The 18,066-nt window shown below is 68.9% G+C and carries 16 protein-coding genes and 2 pseudogenes; 4 read left to right on the top strand and 14 right to left on the bottom strand.

The window, feature by feature from the left end:
* A pseudogene (locus FV218_RS17870) lies at positions 1–779 on the bottom strand (transposase); the annotation flags it as partial.
* 330 nt (positions 780–1,109) lie between these two features.
* On the opposite strand from FV218_RS17870, the gene FV218_RS17865 reads away from it, so the two are divergent.
* The 4 genes from FV218_RS17865 (at position 1,110) to FV218_RS17850 (ending at position 6,248) form a co-directional block, all read left to right on the top strand.
* Positions 1,110–2,306, top strand: coding sequence for a DUF4214 domain-containing protein (locus FV218_RS17865; protein WP_147710962.1), 1,197 nt, complete (start codon positions 1,110–1,112; stop codon positions 2,304–2,306).
* A gap of 602 nt (positions 2,307–2,908) precedes the next feature.
* Entirely contained in the window at positions 2,909–4,045 is a 1,137-nt protein-coding gene (locus FV218_RS17860) for an alpha/beta hydrolase (protein WP_147710961.1), read from the top strand.
* A gap of 338 nt (positions 4,046–4,383) precedes the next feature.
* Positions 4,384–5,055, top strand: a complete 672-nt coding sequence (locus tag FV218_RS17855; RefSeq protein ID WP_147710960.1) for a haloacid dehalogenase type II — start codon at positions 4,384–4,386, stop codon at positions 5,053–5,055.
* A gap of 443 nt (positions 5,056–5,498) precedes the next feature.
* The gene (locus tag FV218_RS17850; RefSeq protein ID WP_147710959.1) at positions 5,499–6,248 is read left to right on the top strand and encodes a GGDEF domain-containing protein; all 750 of its coding nucleotides are present in this window, start codon (positions 5,499–5,501) and stop codon (positions 6,246–6,248) included.
* Between the two features lie 126 nt (positions 6,249–6,374).
* Here the strand turns inward: FV218_RS17850 and FV218_RS17845 are convergent, their stop codons facing one another.
* The 13 genes and pseudogenes from FV218_RS17845 to FV218_RS22880 form a co-directional block, all read right to left on the bottom strand.
* Entirely contained in the window at positions 6,375–6,866 is a 492-nt protein-coding gene (locus FV218_RS17845; RefSeq protein WP_147710958.1) for a YidB family protein, read from the bottom strand.
* Between the two features lie 243 nt (positions 6,867–7,109).
* Complete coding sequence (locus FV218_RS17840) at positions 7,110–7,547, bottom strand: CsbD family protein (RefSeq protein WP_147710957.1); 438 nt, start codon at positions 7,545–7,547, stop codon at positions 7,110–7,112.
* Between the two features lie 76 nt (positions 7,548–7,623).
* Positions 7,624–7,827 carry a CsbD family protein gene (locus FV218_RS17835; RefSeq protein ID WP_056087357.1) on the bottom strand — a complete coding sequence of 68 codons (204 nt, stop codon included), beginning with the start codon at positions 7,825–7,827 and terminating at the stop codon, positions 7,624–7,626.
* A gap of 94 nt (positions 7,828–7,921) precedes the next feature.
* The gene (locus FV218_RS17830; protein WP_147710956.1) at positions 7,922–8,836 is read right to left on the bottom strand and encodes a PhnA-like protein; all 915 of its coding nucleotides are present in this window, start codon (positions 8,834–8,836) and stop codon (positions 7,922–7,924) included.
* Between the two features lie 147 nt (positions 8,837–8,983).
* A complete protein-coding gene (locus tag FV218_RS17825; protein WP_147710955.1) occupies positions 8,984–9,487 on the bottom strand; it encodes a CsbD family protein in 504 nt (167 codons plus the stop codon).
* A 59-nt stretch (positions 9,488–9,546) separates the two neighbouring features.
* Positions 9,547–9,708, bottom strand: a complete 162-nt coding sequence (locus FV218_RS17820) for a CsbD family protein (RefSeq protein WP_147710954.1) — start codon at positions 9,706–9,708, stop codon at positions 9,547–9,549.
* 119 nt (positions 9,709–9,827) lie between these two features.
* Complete coding sequence (locus FV218_RS17815; protein ID WP_147710953.1) at positions 9,828–11,285, bottom strand: helix-turn-helix transcriptional regulator; 1,458 nt, start codon at positions 11,283–11,285, stop codon at positions 9,828–9,830.
* Between the two features lie 332 nt (positions 11,286–11,617).
* Positions 11,618–13,837, bottom strand: a complete 2,220-nt coding sequence (paoC, locus tag FV218_RS17810; protein WP_147710952.1) for an aldehyde oxidoreductase molybdenum-binding subunit PaoC — start codon at positions 13,835–13,837, stop codon at positions 11,618–11,620.
* A gap of 3 nt (positions 13,838–13,840) precedes the next feature.
* Positions 13,841–14,791 (bottom strand): xanthine dehydrogenase family protein subunit M, encoded by a 951-nt coding sequence (locus tag FV218_RS17805; protein WP_056087343.1) that lies wholly within the window; start codon positions 14,789–14,791, stop codon positions 13,841–13,843.
* Positions 14,788–15,429, bottom strand: a complete 642-nt coding sequence (gene paoA / locus FV218_RS17800; RefSeq protein WP_082475953.1) for an aldehyde dehydrogenase iron-sulfur subunit PaoA — start codon at positions 15,427–15,429, stop codon at positions 14,788–14,790. The genes FV218_RS17805 and paoA overlap by 4 nt, the downstream gene beginning before the upstream one ends.
* A gap of 121 nt (positions 15,430–15,550) precedes the next feature.
* Positions 15,551–16,573, bottom strand: a complete 1,023-nt coding sequence (locus tag FV218_RS17795; RefSeq protein WP_147710951.1) for a substrate-binding domain-containing protein — start codon at positions 16,571–16,573, stop codon at positions 15,551–15,553.
* Positions 16,574–16,587: 14 nt separating this feature from the next.
* The gene (locus FV218_RS17790; RefSeq protein ID WP_246685167.1) at positions 16,588–17,778 is read right to left on the bottom strand and encodes a YncE family protein; all 1,191 of its coding nucleotides are present in this window, start codon (positions 17,776–17,778) and stop codon (positions 16,588–16,590) included.
* A gap of 82 nt (positions 17,779–17,860) precedes the next feature.
* Positions 17,861–18,066: pseudogene (locus FV218_RS22880) on the bottom strand (hypothetical protein); the annotation flags it as partial.

The raw sequence follows: 18,066 nt of genomic DNA, 5'->3' as shown, positions 1-18,066 counted from the left end.
AGCCTGACCAAGGCGTCGAGGGCCTCGGTCACCTGGAAGGCGCGGAAGTTGGTTCTCGGTGTGAGTGAGAGCGCCTCTTGCGTGTGGCAATCGACGACGGTCAGGATCCGAAACGGACGACCATCAAAGAGGCGGACGGACGTGAAGTCCATGGCCCAGACCTCGTTCAGCCCACCGATCGCCGGCCGGCCCTGGCGATACCGCCAAGCCCGCTTACGCTTGGGCAGCTTGGACCGGATCGACAGCCCCTCGTCGTGGGTTGTTCCAGTACGTCCTCTTGTGGTTCACCTCCCAGCCCTCCCGTCGCAACAGGACGTGCAGCCGCCGGTAGCCGTAGCGCACCCGTGCGGCGGCAAGCTTCTTCAACCGCATGCGCAGCGCGACCTGCGGGTCGGAGCGCTTCCTGTAGCGCTGAGACAAACGGCCGAAGCCGGTGGCCAGACAGGCCCGACGCTCGCTGACGTCATAGGTCACCTGCAGATGATCGGCGACCTCGCGGCGAGCGGCGGGCCTCACCACTTTCGCTTCAGGACATCCTGCAGCATGGAACGGTCCAGCGTCAGGTCAGCCACCAGCCGCTTGAGCTTGCCGTTCTCGTCTTCCAGTTGCTTGAGCCACCGGATCTCCGGCACGCCCATGCCGGCGAACTGCTTCTTCCAGCGGTAGAACGTCGGCTCAGACACGCCCATCTTCCGGCAGACCTCGTCGACCGTCGCACCATTCTCCGCCTGCCGCAGGGCGAAGGCGATCTGTTCGTTCGTGAAGCGTTTGCGAGGCATGGCATCCACCCTCCTTCAGGGTTCAGGATGCCCGAAAAACTTGCGCTCAGCGTGGACCAGTTTGGCGGGTCAGGGTCAGGTCAGGGTCATCCCACCTTCACCCGCCCGGCTCGCGCCGTGGCGGGTTTTCGTTGGAGTAGTCCTCAATGCGGTCAAGATTCTAACTAAAAGCGAATTTTTACTGAAAATTAAAGAGTTATTTACCTAAAAATCTGTCATGCGAAGTTAAAAGGCGAATCTACTCGCATATTAGTTGAGTTTTAAGATAATCCAGACAACATACAAGAAGCGATAGAGACGTCGCTACAATTTTACGGATCGGAGAAAGCAATGGCCTTACTACTTGGCGGTATTGGCTCGGCATTTGGTGGTCTTGTGAGTGGCATCAGCTCTACGTCTGGCAATATTTTAGGTGAGGTTGTCGGCATCACAGCCTCAACCGGCAGCAGCTCTGGTCAGAGCAGCACAGTTGTAGATTTGAACCTCGGCGGTTTGGTCGGACTGAACATCGGGGCTGGAGGTACTACCTCGATCATCGCGATCGACGGTAGCATTGGGGCGACCGGCTCGACTTCGATTTCGCCGATTATTAATCTGGGTGTTGATCTTGGTACGGGTTCGACCAGCGGGAACGGTGGCCTCCTCGGCGGACTTCTCGGCGGCGGGTCTTACGGTAACGGCGGCGGCCTCATCCCCACCACGGTGGATGCTCTTTTGGGCACCGTTGGCTCCCTCACCGGAGCGCTCACGGGCGGCGGGACTGGCAGCGGGCCCGGCGGCGGAACAGAAGGAGGCACGGGTGGAGGAACTGGCGGCACCGGCACGATTCCGCTCAACCCCGGCACACCTGGACAGGTTATCAATGGCACGGAGGCGGCGGACGCGCTGCACGGCACCGGGGGCAACGATACGATCAACGGCCTGGGCGGCCGCGACGTCATCTTTGGAAACAGCGGCAATGACCTTGTCGATGGTGGCGCTGGCCTCGACACGTTCGTAGCAGGTGGCTCACTCAGCTCCTACAATGCGGCTTCGCAGAATGGTGTGCTCGCGCTTCAGAATAAGTCGACCGGTGAGATCGACTACCTTATGAACGTCGAGCGCCTTCATTTCACCGACAACAAGGTCCTCGCGCTTGATTTTAATGGCAACGCGGGCGAAGCATTTCGTCTCTACCAGGCGGCGCTTGACCGGGCTCCAGAGAGTGCTGGCCTCAAGTTCCACGTCGATCTGCTGGACAGGGGTGTCAGCCTTCACGACGATGCTGTCGGCTTCATCAACTCGCCGGAATTCCAGCAGAAATATGGCGCCAACATAACAAATCAGCAGTACATAACCAATTTGTATGAAAATACGCTGCATCGCAATCCAGACGCCGCTGGCTTCGCCTACTATGACAATCTTCTTTCTTCAGGTGCGCGGGACCGCGCCACTGTACTAATCAACTTCTCAGAGAGCCCAGAAAATCACCAGCAAACCGATCATCAGCTGCAAAACGGCATTCTGCTCGATTACAGCGTCGCCTGATGGGATCCGGCAACGGCTGCGACCACACCTCCGACCACGACCGGTGGTGTGGCTTCGTCAGCCTGCTTCGCTCCTGAATTCTCGGAGACCCCACTTTTACCCGCCCGGCTTTGCCGCGGCGGGTTTTCTTTTGCCCAGCGCAGGGCGATCTGAACCTGAGGTTCGACGGAGATCTGAATCTTGCCATCTCGAGATTCGATCAAACGCCATGGAAACGTCCAACATACAGTCGGATGCGAAGTAAAAAGCCATTGTATATCGATAGTATGCGGCGAAATCGATGGGCCCACGACGGACCCCTCTCCGCCACTCACCTGATCCAATCCGCCGGCTTCATCGCACGTCACGATCGGTTCGGTCGGCGTATCCCGCACGAGCCCTCGCATTGGTCACCGGCTTGTCCCGGTTCAGCCTGCGCGGAGGCGGGTGCGAACGAGGCTGGCCGCGGGGTTGATCGGGACGCGGGTTCACCATGGCTTCCGTTCGGGCGCCTCCGTTCGGGGACGGGCGGGGCTGGGAACGAGACGGGACAGGGGTCGTTCCCTTGGTCGAGGAGCTGCCCGCCGGACGGGCGGTCCGTTTCACGAACCCAAGGACATTCCATGATCGTCGGACCGAAGTCGCACGCCCTGGCCGCCTTGCTCGCGGGCACCGCCCTCCTGTCGGGCGCGTCCGCCCGGGCCCAGGGTGCACCGACCCTGAAGGATCGTCTGGACGGGGCGGTGTCGGCGGTGACCGGCTCGCCGATGGCGAACCTCGACGTCGATATGAAGCACGTCCTCGACGCCATGAAGAAGCTCGACCCGAAGCCGCTCCCGAAGCTGTCGCCCGCCGAAGCCCGGACGCAGCCGAGCGCCGCCGACGGCGTGAAGGCGCTCCTGACGGAGCAGGGCCGGAACACCGTGCCCGAGCCCGGCGTCACCACCAGGGATCTGGCCTACGACACGGCGGGCGGCTCCCAGAAGGTCCGGATCTACGCGCCGGACGGTGCCACCGGTCCGCTGCCGGTCGTGGTCTACTACCACGGCGGCGGCTTCGTGATCGCGGACCTCGACACCTACGATGCCACCCCGCGCGCCATCGCCAAGGGCGCCAAGGCCATCGTGGTCTCCGTCGAGTACCGCCACGCGCCGGAGGCCAAGTTCCCGGCCCAGCAGGAGGACGCCTTCGCCGCCTACACGTGGGCGCTGGCCAACGCGAAAAGCTTCGGCGGGGACCCGTCTAGGGTCGCCCTGCTGGGGGAATCGGCCGGCGGCAATCTCGCGACCAACGTGGCCATCACGGCCCGCGACGGCAACGTCGAGAAGCCGGTCCGGGTCGTAGCGGTCTACCCGATGGCCGGCACCAACCTCGACACGCAGTCCTACAAGGACAACGCCGCGGCCAAGCCCCTCGACAAGCCGATGATGGCCTGGTTCTACGACCAGACCGTGCGCACCGACGCCGACCGGTCCGACCCGCGCCTCGACATCGTCGGCAAGGCCGACCTGAAGGGCCTGCCGCCGTTCACGGTGGTGACCGCGCAGATCGATCCGCTGCACGACGACGGCAAGATGCTGGCCGACAAGATCAAGGCCGCCGGCGGTCAGGTGACGTACCGCGACTATCCCGGCGTGACCCACGAGTTCTTCGGCATGGCCAGCGTGGTCGCCAAGGCCAAGGAGGCCGAGACCGCCGTGATCGAAGACCTCAAGGGGGCCTTCGCCGCGGCCGTCACCGGCACGGCGGGCAGCAAGTAGCAGGGTCGCGCGTCGCGGGACTGCGACCTGCCCGGAAGAGCGGGGCGGCCTCCCGTGAGGGCGCCCCGCTCTCTTCGGTCCTCGATCGAATGTCCCTGAGGGACCCGGGAGCGAACCGGCCCCTCCTGGCAACCGCCCTTCCGCCGATGTCGGCCCAGCGTCCGACCAGGGCGGTGCGGATGCGTGACGGGGCGGAGGGCGGCGGGGCTTTGCGTTTCCAGTTCGGGATCGCGGTCATGCGGGATCGCGGTCACGCGGGATCGCCGTCACAGGTCGTGATGCAGCCATGGCCGGGCCCCGGCGTTGCCCCGGCGAACACGACGACGGAGCGTCACCCCATGCCCACGAGACCCAAGGTCGTCGCCTTCGACATCATCGGCACGGTCTTCACCCTGGAGCCCATGCGGCCGGCCCTGGTGGCCCTGGGCTTGCCGCCCATGGCCCTGGATTTCCTCTACACGGCCGGCCTGCGGGACACCTTCGCCCTGGCGGCGACGGGCACCTTCGCACCCTTCCAGTCCGTCCTGTCGGGATGCCTCGACGAACTGCTCGCCATGCACGCCCTGGACGTCGCCCCGCAGGACAGGGCGGCCGTGCTCGGCATGATGAAGGCCCTGCCCCCGCACGACGATGCGAAGGCCGCCTTCGCGGTTCTCGCCGAGGCCGGCATCAGGGTCTTCGCCCTGAGCAACGGCGCGACCCAGACCACGGAGGGCCTGCTCGCGGCCGCCGGCATGGACGGTCTCGTCGAGCAGGTTCTTTCCGTCGAGGATGTCGGGCTGTCGAAGCCACGCTCCGAGGTGTACCGCCATGCCGTGCAGGCCGCCGGGGTCGCTCCGCACGAGATGGCCCTGGTCGCGACCCATCCGTGGGACCTGCACGGCGCCAAGGTCGCCGGCCTGCTGACGGGCTACGTCGCCCGTGGTCTTCCGTACTCCGCCGTCCTGCGCGCGCCGGACGTGTCCGGCGAGACCCTGCGCGATGTCGCCCGGGCGCTGGTGCGGCTCTAGGGCGCTCTCCGACGCTGCGGTTGCCGGTTCGTCAAGAACTCGGGTCGCCATCGGGATGGCCGCCGTCGGTTCGGCCCGACGACAAGCTTGTCTATCGCTCGAATGGGGCTGCGAAGATCTTGCGCCCCCCCATCGCAAACCACCGTGATGCATGTCGAAGTGTCACGGTGTCTTATTTGAAAAGCAAATATCGAGAGCTGGATATTGCTCGATCGGCCGTGGTGATCTCTGGGATTGTCCGGCAAATATAAATATTCACCCGACGGCGAAACGCTCTCTTCATGGTTGCGTGCCACATTCAGCCTATGGCTTGGCTCAGTTCCCTCATAATCCTGATCGGCATCGCGCTGCTGGCTGCATCGCTGAAGCCGATCTCAGACATCCTCACGATGGTGCGCGAAGGGCGCCTGCATCGACTGTAGCGCATCCTCAGCTCGCTCATCATGCTCTTCATGGTGGGCTATGCCGCTTTCGGCATCCTCAGTTCCACGAGTTCGATCGTCAGAATTACCGATCTCATCGTCTCGACCATCCTGCTCGCGGGCGGGGCCTTCGTCCTCATCGTCGCCCAATTGTCCGCTTCCACGACCCGCGATATCGTCCGCATCGCGAAACTCGAGAGCGACGTCATCCGCGATCCCCTGACCGGCGCCTTCAATCGCCGGTATCTCGACCAGATGATCGACGCGGAAGTAGCCATCGCGAGGCGGACGGAGCGGCCCCTGTCCGCCCTGCTCATCGACCTCGATCACTTCAAGCACGTCAACGACACCTATGGTCATCCCGTCGGCGACCTCGTCCTCAAGCACGTCGCCGGCCTGATCCTCCACTCCTGTCGAACCTCCGACCGGGTCGTGCGGTACGGGGGCGAGGAATTTCTGGTGGTCGCCCTCGACAGTGATCTCGACGACGTGTCGACGCTCGGCGAGCGCCTGCTCCACCAGATCGCCGGCGGCTCGATCCTCCTGCCGGACAACACGCAGTTGAAGGTCACCGCCAGCATCGGCGCCGCCTGCTTGAGAAAAGACACCGATGGGGACGATTTTATCACCCGCGCCGACGAAGCCCTCTACGTTGCCAAGCAAACCGGGCGAAATCGTCTCTGCACTTCGCCTGCGGTCGCCAGTCAGGTCAGTGCCAAGCCGGAACACGTGGGGATTCTGCGCGATCCCTGGCTTGCCCAGGCGATCTGATCCGCGACCGGCTCAGCGTCCCCTCCGGGGAGCCCGTCGGTAGTTCATCGGGGCACATCCCGGCGCATCCCGACCCAGCTCATGAAAAAACCCGCCTGGCGCGTCGCAGGCGGGTTCCGACGTTCCTCAGGCGGGTTTGCGTCCGTCCGCGGCGTAGCGGTCGATAGCCGAGGGCAGTTCGCGGGACAGGCGCGACAGGAGGGCGGGGCGGCTCAGGCCGGTCTGCCGGGTGAGATGATCCAGGGTGTCGGCCCCGATGGCCCGCTCCAGATCGGTCTCGGGGATCTCGCGGTTCGGCCCATGATTGACCCAGGAACTCGCCGTCTCGCCGTGGCCGCCCTTGGTGAAGTGCTCTACCAGCTCGCTGAGACCGCTGGCGATGACGCCGCCGATGCCGGCCGTGCCGACGCCGCCGATGAGGCCGGCGAGGTTCCCGAGGCCGCCCCCGGTGGCCGCCGACGGCGCGCCGGACCCGTGCGGGACGGCGCCCTGCGCCGGGGTCGTGTCGTGACCCGTGTCAGGACCCTTGAGAAGCTCGGCGAGCTTGTCGCGGTTCTGGTAGCCGGCCACGGCCAGCAGGCCCAGCAGCGCGGTCATCGAGGGGTAGCCCTTGCTCATGGGTGAACCTTTCATGGGGTTCCGGGCTCGGCCGGGGCGGCGGTCCCGGTCTGCGTCCGGTCTAGGGGACAGGGGGCGGGCACCGGCGACGATCGCGCCCGCCGGTGGCGGTCAGTGGCCGCGGCGGTTCGGCGGGGTCGCGGCCCGGCCGCCGAAGCGGCGGCTGACATAGGCGATGACCTTCGGGAGGAGGAAGGCGGTCAGGAGCTTGCGGATCATGGGATCTCTCCGGATGCGTGCGGGTCAGCGCCTGGAACGGGACAGCCAGCCGACGGCGAAGGCCACGGCGGCGAGGCCGAGCAGGGCGGAGGTGCGGTTGTCGTCGGCGTAGCGGACGGCCTGTCGGCCATAGGTGGTGCCGCGCTTGGCCGCGTGACGGGCGAAATCGCGGCCGTCCTCGATGAGGTTTCCCGCGCGGTCGCGCGCCTCGCCGACGAGGTGACGGCCGTCATCGATCAGGTTGCCGGCACGGTCACGCACCTCGTGGGCGAGATGCCGCCCGTCCTCGGCGAAATCCTCGGCGCGGTCGCGGGCGCGACCGTAGGCGTACTGCGCCCCGCCGGACACCTGGTTGACGGCGCCGCGGACCTGGCGGGCCGGATCGCCGGTGACGCCGCCCAGGGCGGTCTGGGCGCGACCCTTGAGGTGACGGGTCGCGCCACTGAACTGATCGCGATTCATGGCATTCTCCTGGATTCGAAAGGCACGGGGTGGCGGGTCCGGAATCCGGTCGCCCGCCACGGGATGGTCGTCCGGCTCAGCGCTTGCCGGTGACCTTGTCGACGACGGAGGCGACGCCGTCCTTGGCTTCGCCCACCGTCTTCTGGGCCTCGCCCTTGAGTTCCTGGGCCTTGCCCTCGGCGACGAGCTTGTCGTTGCCGGTGACGTTGCCGACGCCCTGCTTGACGTTGCCGACGGCCTCGTTGGCCAGACCCTTGATCTTGTCGGTGGTGCTGCTCATGGGGGTGCCCCTGTGCTGTGGGTGAATGACAACCGGCCGAGTTCGACCGGTGACCGGCCCCGGCGAACCGGGACCGGCAGGATCGGCGAACCGTTCAGACGCGGCGGGCGTCGTAGCCGGCGACCAGGGTGGCAGGCTGCGGGGCGCCGAGGCGGCCACCGAGGAAGCCCGCGAGGGCGCCGAGGATCAGGGCCAGCGCGCCGTAGAAGGCGCCCTGGGTGGCGGCGGACTTGGCGGCGACGGCGGCCTGCTCGGCCTTTACCTTGGCGGTGGCGACGGTCTCGTCGTACTGCTTCTTGTAGTCCTGAATCTGCGCCTTGGCCTGATCGGCCGGGATGCCCTGGGCCTTGGCCAGGGCGTCGGCGGCGCGGGTCTCGGCCTGGGCCTTCTGGGCCGGGTCACCGGTGAACAGGGCGCGGATCGCCGCGACGGCGGCGTCCTTGGCGGCCTGCGGGTCCTGACCGGCGGCCTGGTTGCGGACCGACTGCTCGATGCCGTCGAGGGGATTCGAGATCTTCGACAGGGACGGAGCCGCCGCCTGGGCCGCCGTCTGCACGGTGCCGCCCACGAGGGAGCCGGCGCCGCCCAGCGTGCTGGTCACGCCCGAGAACGCGCCGCCGATGAGGCCGCCGGCCGCCGAGGTCAGCAGGTACAGGACCACGAGGGTGGTCACCGCCCAGGAGACGAGGCCGTGCAGGCCGGCGGTGCCGGCAACGGGCTTGCCCGAGAGGCGGCCGGCGAGGACGCCGCCGGCCAGCGCCGCGACGATGCCGGAGCCGATGAACCAGATCCCGGCGCCCATGGACAGGGTCGAGGCGGCCGGGTTGTCGGCGGCGGTGGTGCCGACGCTCGACAGGCCGACGCCGACGCCGATCATGTTGAGGATGACCTGGGTCACCAGGGCGGTGACGGCGCCGGCGAAGATCGCGCCCCACGACACCGAGTTGAGCAGGACGGTGCGGGTGTCGGCCGAGGCCGCGGGGGTCGCGAGGATGGGGGAAGTGGACACGTGACAGGTACTCCGGGTGGTCGGTCGTCGAAGAAATTCGGTCGTCCGAGAAGTTCGGTCGGGCGAGGGGGAAGTGGGGGGTGGAACGCGAGGGTCCGACCGCGCGGTCCCGGCGCGGTCGGACCGATCGATGGTGGGCCTGCGGGTTCAGTCGCGGCCGTGGATGAGGAGGCCGAGGCCGTAGCCGAGGAGGCCGGCCACCAGCAGGGCGGCGACGGGGTGCTCCGCGATCTGATGGGTCAGCTCGCGGCCGCCCTGGCGCACGGAACGGCCCGAATTTTCGTAGGCGTCCTCGGCATAGTCGTAGGCTTCGCGGCCGGCGCTTCGAACCGAGCGCTCGGCGCGCTCGTAGGTGTCCGCCGCGGCGCCCTGGGCGCGGCGCGCGCGGTCCTCGACGTCGCCCGAACCGACGAGGTTGCCGACCGTGTCGCGGACCCTGCCGCCGAGGTCGCGGGCGGTGTCGGCGACGTGGTCGGCCGCATCGCGCACGGTGTCCTTGGCCTGGCCGTACAGGTTCTCGGCGGTCCCCTGCGCCTCGCGGGCCCGGCCCTCGACGGAGTCGCGCTTCGAGCCGGTGAGGTCGCCCACGGCGCCCTGAACCTTGCCGCCGAGTTCCTTGGCGGCGCCGGTGATGCGGTCCGTATCGACCATGATGTCTCTCCTTCTTTTTCGTGACGTTCGTGTTCGTCGGGGGTGACGTTCGACCAAAGCTACGTTTTGGAAGTAGCCTTTGGTTTCACGTCTGACTTCGGTAGTTTCTGCTGAGTTTTTCCCTCAGCAGTGAGTTTTTCGTCGCCAATCAACTTGCCGATGGCTTCCTTGACCGATCCCTTGAGCTTGTCGGCCGCCGAAGACGTCTGCTGCGGGCTCACGAAGATCTCCAGGATGCCGGGGCAAGAGGTGGGCAAAAGGTGGGAAAGAGTGCCGGCTCTCAAGTAGCCCGTGATCGGCGCCCGGCAATGGTGCAGATGTACCGGTAGGGGGATTTCTTTTACCCGGGGGAGGCGAGGGGGAAGCCGTTGTCGCGTCCCCAGACGATGGCCTCGGAGCGCTTGTGGACGCCGAGCTTCCGGTAGAGCGAAGCGGAGTGGTTGCGGACCGTGTTGCGGGACAGGTTCAGGCGCCGCGCGATGGCGTCGTCGTCCAGGCCCTGGCAGATGTGGTCCAGGATCTGGCGTTCCCGCACGGTGACGTTCGGGACGAGGCCGTCCTTGTGCTCGCTGCCCGGCCGGCGCAGGTTGGCGAGCTTCTCGATGAGCCCGCGGCTGAACCAGGACGTGTCGGCCATCACCGCCTCGATGGCGTCGAACAGGTCCCGCTCGGTCCGTTTGCGTTCGGTGATGTCCTGCAGGACCAGCAGGGCGAAGGCTTCGTCGCCGATCTCGACCCGTTCGGCCGAGATCAGGCAATCGAGGTTCGTCCCGTCCTCGTGGCGCAGGCAGACCTCGAGGCCGAGGACGTAGCCGGTGCGCGCCACGGCGGTCTCGAACTTGTCCCGGGCGCCCTCGTGCACCCAGAGGCGAAGGTCGGACGGCGAGCGCCCCGCGACCTTGTCGGCGCCGTAGCCGAAGACCCGCGAGAACGCCTCGTTCACCGCCGTGATGGAGAAGCCGTCGGCCCGCGCGAGTACCGTCGGCACGGGGGTGAGCCGGAACGCCTTGGCGAACCGCTCCTCGCTCTGCTTGAGGGCGGTCTCGGCCTTCCGCCGCAGCTCGAGGTCGGCGAAGGTGAAGAGCATGCAGGGCTCGTCGCCGAGGTCCATCGGCTGGCCGGCGACGATGACGAAGCGGGTGCTTCCGTCCGGTAAGTCGAGGCAGGCCTCCATCTGCGGGATGGTCCCGCCCGCGTGGAGCCGCGCGATGGCGAGGTCGCGGCTGCGGGCACCGGCGAGCACGTCGACCTCGTAGACGCTGCGGCCGATGACGGCGTCGCGGGTGTAGCCGGTCATCTCCAGGAAGCCGAGATTGACCTTGACGTGACGCAGGTCCGACAGCCGGCAGATCACGGCCGGTGCCGGATTGGCGTTGAAGGTCGTCTCGAAGCGTTCCTCGGCCTCGAACTGCCCGGAGACATCCTTCAGGATGAGCGCGAGGCAGCTCGGATTGCCGTCGCGGTCGGTGGCGACGAGGCTCCGGAGCGAGTGGACGAAATCGACCTCCGGCTTGTCCGAGCGCCGGACCTCGACGATGACGTCGTGGAACTTCTCGCCGGAGACGACCCGCTCCATGGGGTAGCGGTTCGGCGCCTGGTTGTTGCGGTAGCGCAGGGCGTAGCGCTCCCGGTAGGCGTCGACGGTGCCGCCCAGGTCGTCGAGGGTCTCGGCCCCGTGCATCGCCAGGGCCGCGGTGTTGGCGTAAGCGATGGACTGATCGGGCTCGATCAGGATCACCCCCTCGGTGAGACCGGCGATGATCTGCCGGAGCTCGTGCCTGTCGACGCCCTCCACCACCTTCGATCACCCCGCCCGCCGCTCGTATCGAGCCAAGCCGTAACGGGGGCGTGCGACGGCGGTTCCGGGGAGGACCGGATCGCGGCTGGTATAACCGTACCACTGACGTGAACGTGAACGATCAGACCCGTCCGCCGCGACGATGGCGGTTCGGGTGCCTCCGGATGGAGACGGTGGCGCGGCGGCAATCGTCACGACGCGGGGGCGTGCGATCACCGGCGTTTCCGGTCGCACGCCTTCCGGCCTATCCTCCGGGTTGAGGGGATACGGCTCCGCTCGGGCGCCGCGACGGCCCGGTATCCGTCGCGGCATCGATGGCGCGGAGGCGGGGCCTAGGCGGCGTCCGGCATGGCGTCGAGGAGCTTGTCCAGGGTGATGGGATAATTCCGCACCCGGATGCCGGTGGCGTTGTAAACCGCGTTCGCCACCGCCGCGCCGACGCCGCAGATGCCGAGCTCGCCGACCCCCTTTGCCTTCATCGGCGAGGACATCGGGTCGACCTCGTCGAGGAAGATCACCTCCTGGTGCGGGATGTCGGCGTGGACGGGGACCTCGTAGCCGGCCAGATCGTGGTTGGCGAAGAAGCCGCGCTTCGTGTCGACGGCGAGTTCCTCCATCAGGGCGGCGCCGGTGCCCATGGTCATCCCGCCGATGACCTGACTGCGGGCGGATTTCGGGTTGAGGATGCGCCCGGCCGCGCACACCGCCAGCATCCGCCGGACCCGGATTTCGGCCGTGTCGGCATCGACGCCGACCTCGACGAAGTGGGCGCCGAAGGTCGATTGCTGCTGCTTCTTCGAGATGTCGCCGAACTCGATGCTGTCCTCGGCGGTGAGCGCCCCCGCCGCCGCGGCCTCGCCGAGGGGCACGGCGCGGTTGCCGGCCCGCACCTGCCCGTCCGCGAACACGGCGTCCGCCGAGTTGATGCCGAGGCGCTGGGCCACCGCCTCGCGCAGCTTCACGCAGGCCGCGTAGACGCCCGCCGTCGACGAGTTGCCGCCGAACTGCCCGCCCGAGCCCGAGGAGACCGGGAAGGCCGAGTCGCCGAGGCGCACCACCACCCTGTCGAGGGGCACGCCCATCATCTCGGCGGCCGTCTGGGCGATGATGGTGTAGCTGCCGGTGCCGATGTCGGTCATGTCGGTCTCAACCGTGACCGTGCCGGCGCCGTCCAGGCGAACCCGCGCGCCGGACTTCATCACCATGTTGTTGCGGAAGGCCGCGGCCATGCCCATTCCGACGAGCCATTGCCCGTCGCGGACCCGGCCGGGCTTCGCGCTGCGCTTGGACCAGCCGAATGTCTCCGCACCGAGGGTGAGGCAGCCGACGAGGTCGCGGTGGGAGAACGGACGCTCCGGCGCGTGCGGATCGACCTGGGTGTCGTTCCGGATGCGGAACGCGACGGGATCGATTCCGAGCTTCTCCGCCATCTCGTCCATGGCCACCTCCAGCACCATCAGGCCGGGCGCCTCGCCGGGGGCCCGCATGGCGTTGCCCTCGGGCAGGTCGAGGTGGGCGAGCTTCATGGCGGTGAGGCGGTTGGCGCCGGCATAGAGCAGCTTGGTCTGGCTCACCGCCGTCTCGGGATCGCCGTCGGGCAGGTTGCCCGACGTGCTCTCGTGGGCGATGGCCGTGATGGTGCCGTCCTGCGTCGCGCCGATGCGCACGCGCTGGATGGTGGCGGGCCGGTGGGTGGTGTTGTTGGCGATGAGCGGGCGGGTCAGCGCCACCTTGACCGGGCGTCCCGCCGCCTTCGCGGCCAGTGCCGCCAGCACCGCATCGGCCCGCACGAACAGCTTGCCGCCGAATCCGCCGCCGACGTAGGGCGAATCGAGCCGGACGTTCTCCTTGGGGATACCGAGGATCTTGGCGAGGCTGCCGTGGCCCCAGGCGATCATCTGGTTCGAGGTCCAGAGCGTGACCTTGTCGCCGTCCCAGGCCGCGATGGTCGCGTGCGGCTCCATCATCGCGTGGCTCTCGTCGGCGGTGGTGTAGGTCTCGTCGAACGTCAGCGGCGCCTGCGCGAAGGCGCCCTCGAAATCGCCGACCCGCTCCTCGCCGTTGCCGCCGCTGCCCTCGCCGCTGTCGCCGGGGACCGGCTTGGCGCCCTTCGCCTCGGCGGCGAGGTCGAACTTGCCCGGCGCCGCGGCATAGTCGACCTTCACCAGGAAGGCGGCGGCCCGGGCCTGCTCGAAGGTCTCCGCCACCACCACGGCGATGGCCTGATGGTAGTGCTGGATCTCGTCGCCGCCGAAGAGGTAGGCGGCATTCATCATGCCGCGCTCCATCCGGGGCGTCTCGAGGGTCGTGACGATCGTCAGGACCCCGGGGGCTTTCCTGGCCGCGGTGGTGTCGATGCGGCGCACGCGGCCCTTGGCGATGCCGGACCCGAGCACGTAGCCGTAGGCCTGGTTCGCCACGACGTCGTGGCGCTCGTAGGCGTAGGGCGCGGTCCCGGTGGTCTTGTACTTGCCGTCGATCCGGTCGGTGGCCTTGCCGACGACCTTGAGCTGGTCGATGGGGTTCTGGCCGGCGGGGGTGTCGAACTTCATGGCTCAGGCCCTCGCTTGGTTGAGCGCCGCCGTGAGCGTGCGCTCGGCGAGCTTCAGCTTGTAGGCGTTCTCGTGGGTGGGCTTGGCCCCGGCGAAGACCTGGTCGGTCACCGCCTTGGCGCCCTTGGGCAGGGCGGCTTCGGCCGCCTCGACGCGCCAGGGACGCGGCGCCACGCCGCCGAAAGCGACGTGCCCGGTGCCGTCCCTGCCGAGGATGGCGGCGACCGAGACCAGCGCGTAGGCGTAGGAGGCGCGGTCGCGGACCTTGCGGTAGATGTGCGTGCCCGCCACGGGCTTCGGCAGCGTCACCGCGGTGATGAGTTCGCCGGCCCGGAGGGTGGTGTCCACCTCCGGCCTGTCGCCCGGCAGGCGATGGAACTCGGCCACCGGGATGTTTCGCGTGGCGCCCTTGCCGTCGACGGTTTCGACGGTGGCGTCGAGGACCCGCATGGCCACGGCCATGTCGCCTGGATGGGTGGCGATGCAGGCGTCGCTGCCGCCGATGACGGCAAGCTGCCGGGAAACACCGTCGAGGGCCGAGCAGCCGGAGCCGGGCTGGCGTTTGTTGCAGGCCTGGGCGGTGTCGTAGAAATACGGGCACCGGGTCCGCTGCAGCAGGTTGCCGGCGGTGGTCGCCTTGTTGCGGAGCTGGCCCGAGGCGCCCGCGAGCAGGGCGCGCGAGAGCACGGCGTAGTCCTTGCGGACCCGCGCATCGGCGGCCAGATCGGTGTTGCGCACGAGGGCGCCGACGCGCAGGCCGCCCTCGTCCGTCGGCTCGATCCGGTCGAGGCCGAGGCCGTTCACGTCGACGAGGTGGGCCGGCGTCTCGATCTGCAGCTTCATCAGGTCGAGGAGGTTGGTACCCCCGGCGATGAACTTGGCGTTCGGCGTGGCGGCGACGGCGGCGGCCGCCTCGGCGGGCGAGCTCGGGCGCTCGTAGGTGAAGGACTTCATGCCGGCTTCCCCGCGACTTCGGTCATCGCCTCGACGATGTTGGAGTAGGCGCCGCAGCGGCAGATGTTGCCGCTCATGCGCTCGCGGATCTCGGCCTCGGTCACCGCAAGGGTGGCGTTGAGATCGGCGGTGACGTGGCTCGGGATGCCGGCCTTGATCTCGGCCAGCACCGCCACGCCCGAGCAGATCTGGCCCGGGGTGCAGTAGCCGCACTGGTAGCCGTCGTGCTTGATGAAGGCCGCCTGCATCGGGTGCAGGTTTTCGGGCTGGCCCAGCCCCTCGATGGTGATGATCTCCGAGCCCTGGTGCATGACCGCGAGGGTCAGGCAGGCGTTGATGCGCCGCCCGTCGACGATCATGGTGCAGGCGCCGCACTGGCCGTGGTCGCAGCCCTTCTTCGAGCCGGTCAGGTGCAGGTGCTCGCGTGCCGCGTCGAGTAGGCTGGTGCGGGTGTCGAGGTCGAGGTCGCGGCGCTGACCGTTCACGGTCAGCGACACCTTCGCCATCACCGGTCTGCCGGTGCCGGCGGGGCTGGCATCGGCGCGGGCGCCGTTCGGCGCGGCGGCGAGGGCCGCGGCGGCGGATGCTCCGACCATCAGGTCTCTCCGATTCAGTTCGAGGTCTTCGGGACGTCCCATCTGGGTCTCCGAGGGGGGCCGACCGGCGATGATCGGCCACGGGCCGGCCATCGACGGCGCGTACCCTGGGCAACACCGCCAGCCTGGATTGGCTCCAAGGTAGCGCGCAAATGCAGGAGGATCAGGACGTCGCACGCCGGTAACCCGGCATCCGCCCGGCCCGTTCGGCCAGGGCATGCGCGAGGTCGTCGAAGGCCGCGTCCGGCACGGAGACGGCGGTGGCGAGGTAGTAGCGCTCCCAGCCAATGGACAGGAAATCGAGGCCGAAGCGGTCGGCCGCCGCGCGGGCGCCCAGTCCGGCATCGGCCGCGCCGTAGGCGATGACGGCGGCGACGGCCTGGTGGGTGAACTCTTCCGTGGCGTAGCCCCGGATGCTCGCCGCCGGGATGCCGTGCTGCTCCAGAAGGCGGTCGAACCAGACCCGGGTTCCCGATCCCCCCTGGCGGTTGACGTAGCGGATTCCGCGCCCGGCGAGGTCCGCCACCGCGCGGATGCCGAGGGGGTTGCCGGGGCCGAGCATCAAGCCCTGTTCGCGCTCGAACAGGGGGCGGACCCGGAAGCCCGGATCGCCGGCGATTTCCGCGAAGGCGGGTCCCCCGGCGACGAGATCGAGGGGGCCGCAATGGAACCCCGCCGCGTCGGCGCGCCCGTCCGAGAGGCGCGCGAGGGCGTCCTCGCTGCCGGCGACGGTGAGGGCGAGACCGGGCCAGTTCGCCCCGACCTCCATGAGCAGCAGGTCGTGGCTCGCCACCATCGCGAGGGGGGGCGCGTCGCCGCCCAGGACGGGACCGAGGCGCGCCCGGAGGGTCCGTCCCTCGCGGGCCAGCGGTGCGGCGAGGCTGGACGCCGCGGCGGCCAGGGACTCGCGCAGGAGCAGGCCGGTCGGCGTCAGGGTGCTGCCATGCCCCCGCGTCTTCTGCACGAGCCGATGCCCGAACGCGGCCTCGAGCACCCGCAGGCGCTCCCAGGCCGCCCGGTAGGACAGGCCGAGCCCCGTGGCGATGCCCTGGACCGAACTCGTTTCCGCGATCGCCCCGAGGACGGCGGCCGCTTCCGACACCGAGATCCGGTGAGGGCCGACCACGATCGTGCCGCCGAGGCCGAGCTCGATGGTGAGGGGCGTTTCGTCGGACGGTTGCGTCATGTCGTTCGCGCCGCCTAGCGTCCGCCGAGGGAGGCCGGCTGGCCGGGCAGGTCGAGCCGGTAGCCCGTGTCGGCGAGGGCATCCCCGGTGACCCGATAGACCCCGAGGGTGCGATCGACGTAGTTGCCGATATAGACGTAGGCGCCCGACGGGCTGAACACGATGCCCTGGGTCACCGCCCCGGCCTCCGCCTCCGCCACGCGCCGGACCGTGCCGTCGGATTCGAGGGAGAGCAGCGCCACGGCGCCCGTCGGCGTGTAGCCCGGGGCGCCGTGCGGCGCGCTCGCCCCGCGCACCACCGACACGGCGGCGTGGCGGCCGTCGGGGGCGATGGCCAGGGCCTCCGGGGTGTCGCCGATGCCGAGATGGTCGATGACCACCGGTCGCGCCGCGTCGGCGCGGATGACGCTCACGCTGTCGGCATGGCCGTCGCTCGGCTCGGTGCCGGTGTTGCCCGTGAGCGCGAGGGAGCCGTCGGGCGTGACGGCGAGGCCGTAGACGCCCGGGCCGACGGGGAGGTCGAGGCCGGGATCGTAGCGCATCTCCGTGCCGTCGAGGGACAGAACCCCGATCCGGCCGGCCTTGTTCTTGGCGACGAAGGCCCGCCGCCCGTCGGGGGCGAACGCCACCGCCGCCGCCTCGTCGCCGACATCGACGGTGGCGACGGGGCGCACGGCGGTCCCCGCGATGGTCAGCAGGGTGACGCTGCGGCCCTCGCGGTTGGCGATGAGGGCGCGGCCGCCGCTCCCGTCGATGGCGAGGCCGGAGGGCTGGCGTCCGACCCGGACCGTCTCGACGAGGCGGGGCGGGACGGCGGCGAGGTCGATGACGTGGAGCCGGTCGTCGGCCTGCGCGTACCAGGCCGTGCCCTCCCGGCGCATGACCACCGAACTCGCCACGAGCCCGAGGCGGCCGTCCGGCGTGACCTTCAGGTTGGTCGGCGGTCCGTAGACGGAGTTGTCGAGGGGCAGGGTGTGGGCGAGCCGGGGCCGCGCCTCGTCGCTCACGTCGAGGACGCCGATGGCATCGTGGCCGTTCGGACCGTTCCGGCCGCCCTCGGGGGCGAAGAAGGTCTTGCCGTCGAGCCCGACGAGGATGAAGGCCGGCGCCTCGGCCGCCGGCGCGGCGGAGGCGACCGAGGGGGCCACCAAGGGAGCGACCAGGAGGGCGATCGCCCGGAGGATGCCGATCAGGAGTCGTTTCATGCACCCGACATAGGGGGCATTCGCCGAAAGTCCCCCCGCCGGGCCACCGCGACGGGCCGATCGCCCCGGTGCCAGGGGTCGCTCAGCGCCGGTTGCGCGGCGCGGGTTCGATGGCCTGGATCGGCAGGTCCGGCGAGACGCCCTCGGGGCTCGACGGCCGGCCGGCGGGACTGGGCGAGGGAGTGCTGACCGCCCGATCCGGGGTCTCGGGGGGGCGGATGACGTCGGTGATGTAGCGTGCGCCCGCGGGCGGAGCCACGGCCGGACGCGCCACCGGCGGGGCGGGGG

It is taken from the genome of Methylobacterium sp. WL69 (assembly GCF_008039485.1).
In the GTDB taxonomy this organism is placed as follows: domain Bacteria; phylum Pseudomonadota; class Alphaproteobacteria; order Rhizobiales; family Beijerinckiaceae; genus Methylobacterium.
Note: the sequence above shows the minus strand (reverse complement) of the source record. Positions and strands in the feature narration are given on the sequence as shown.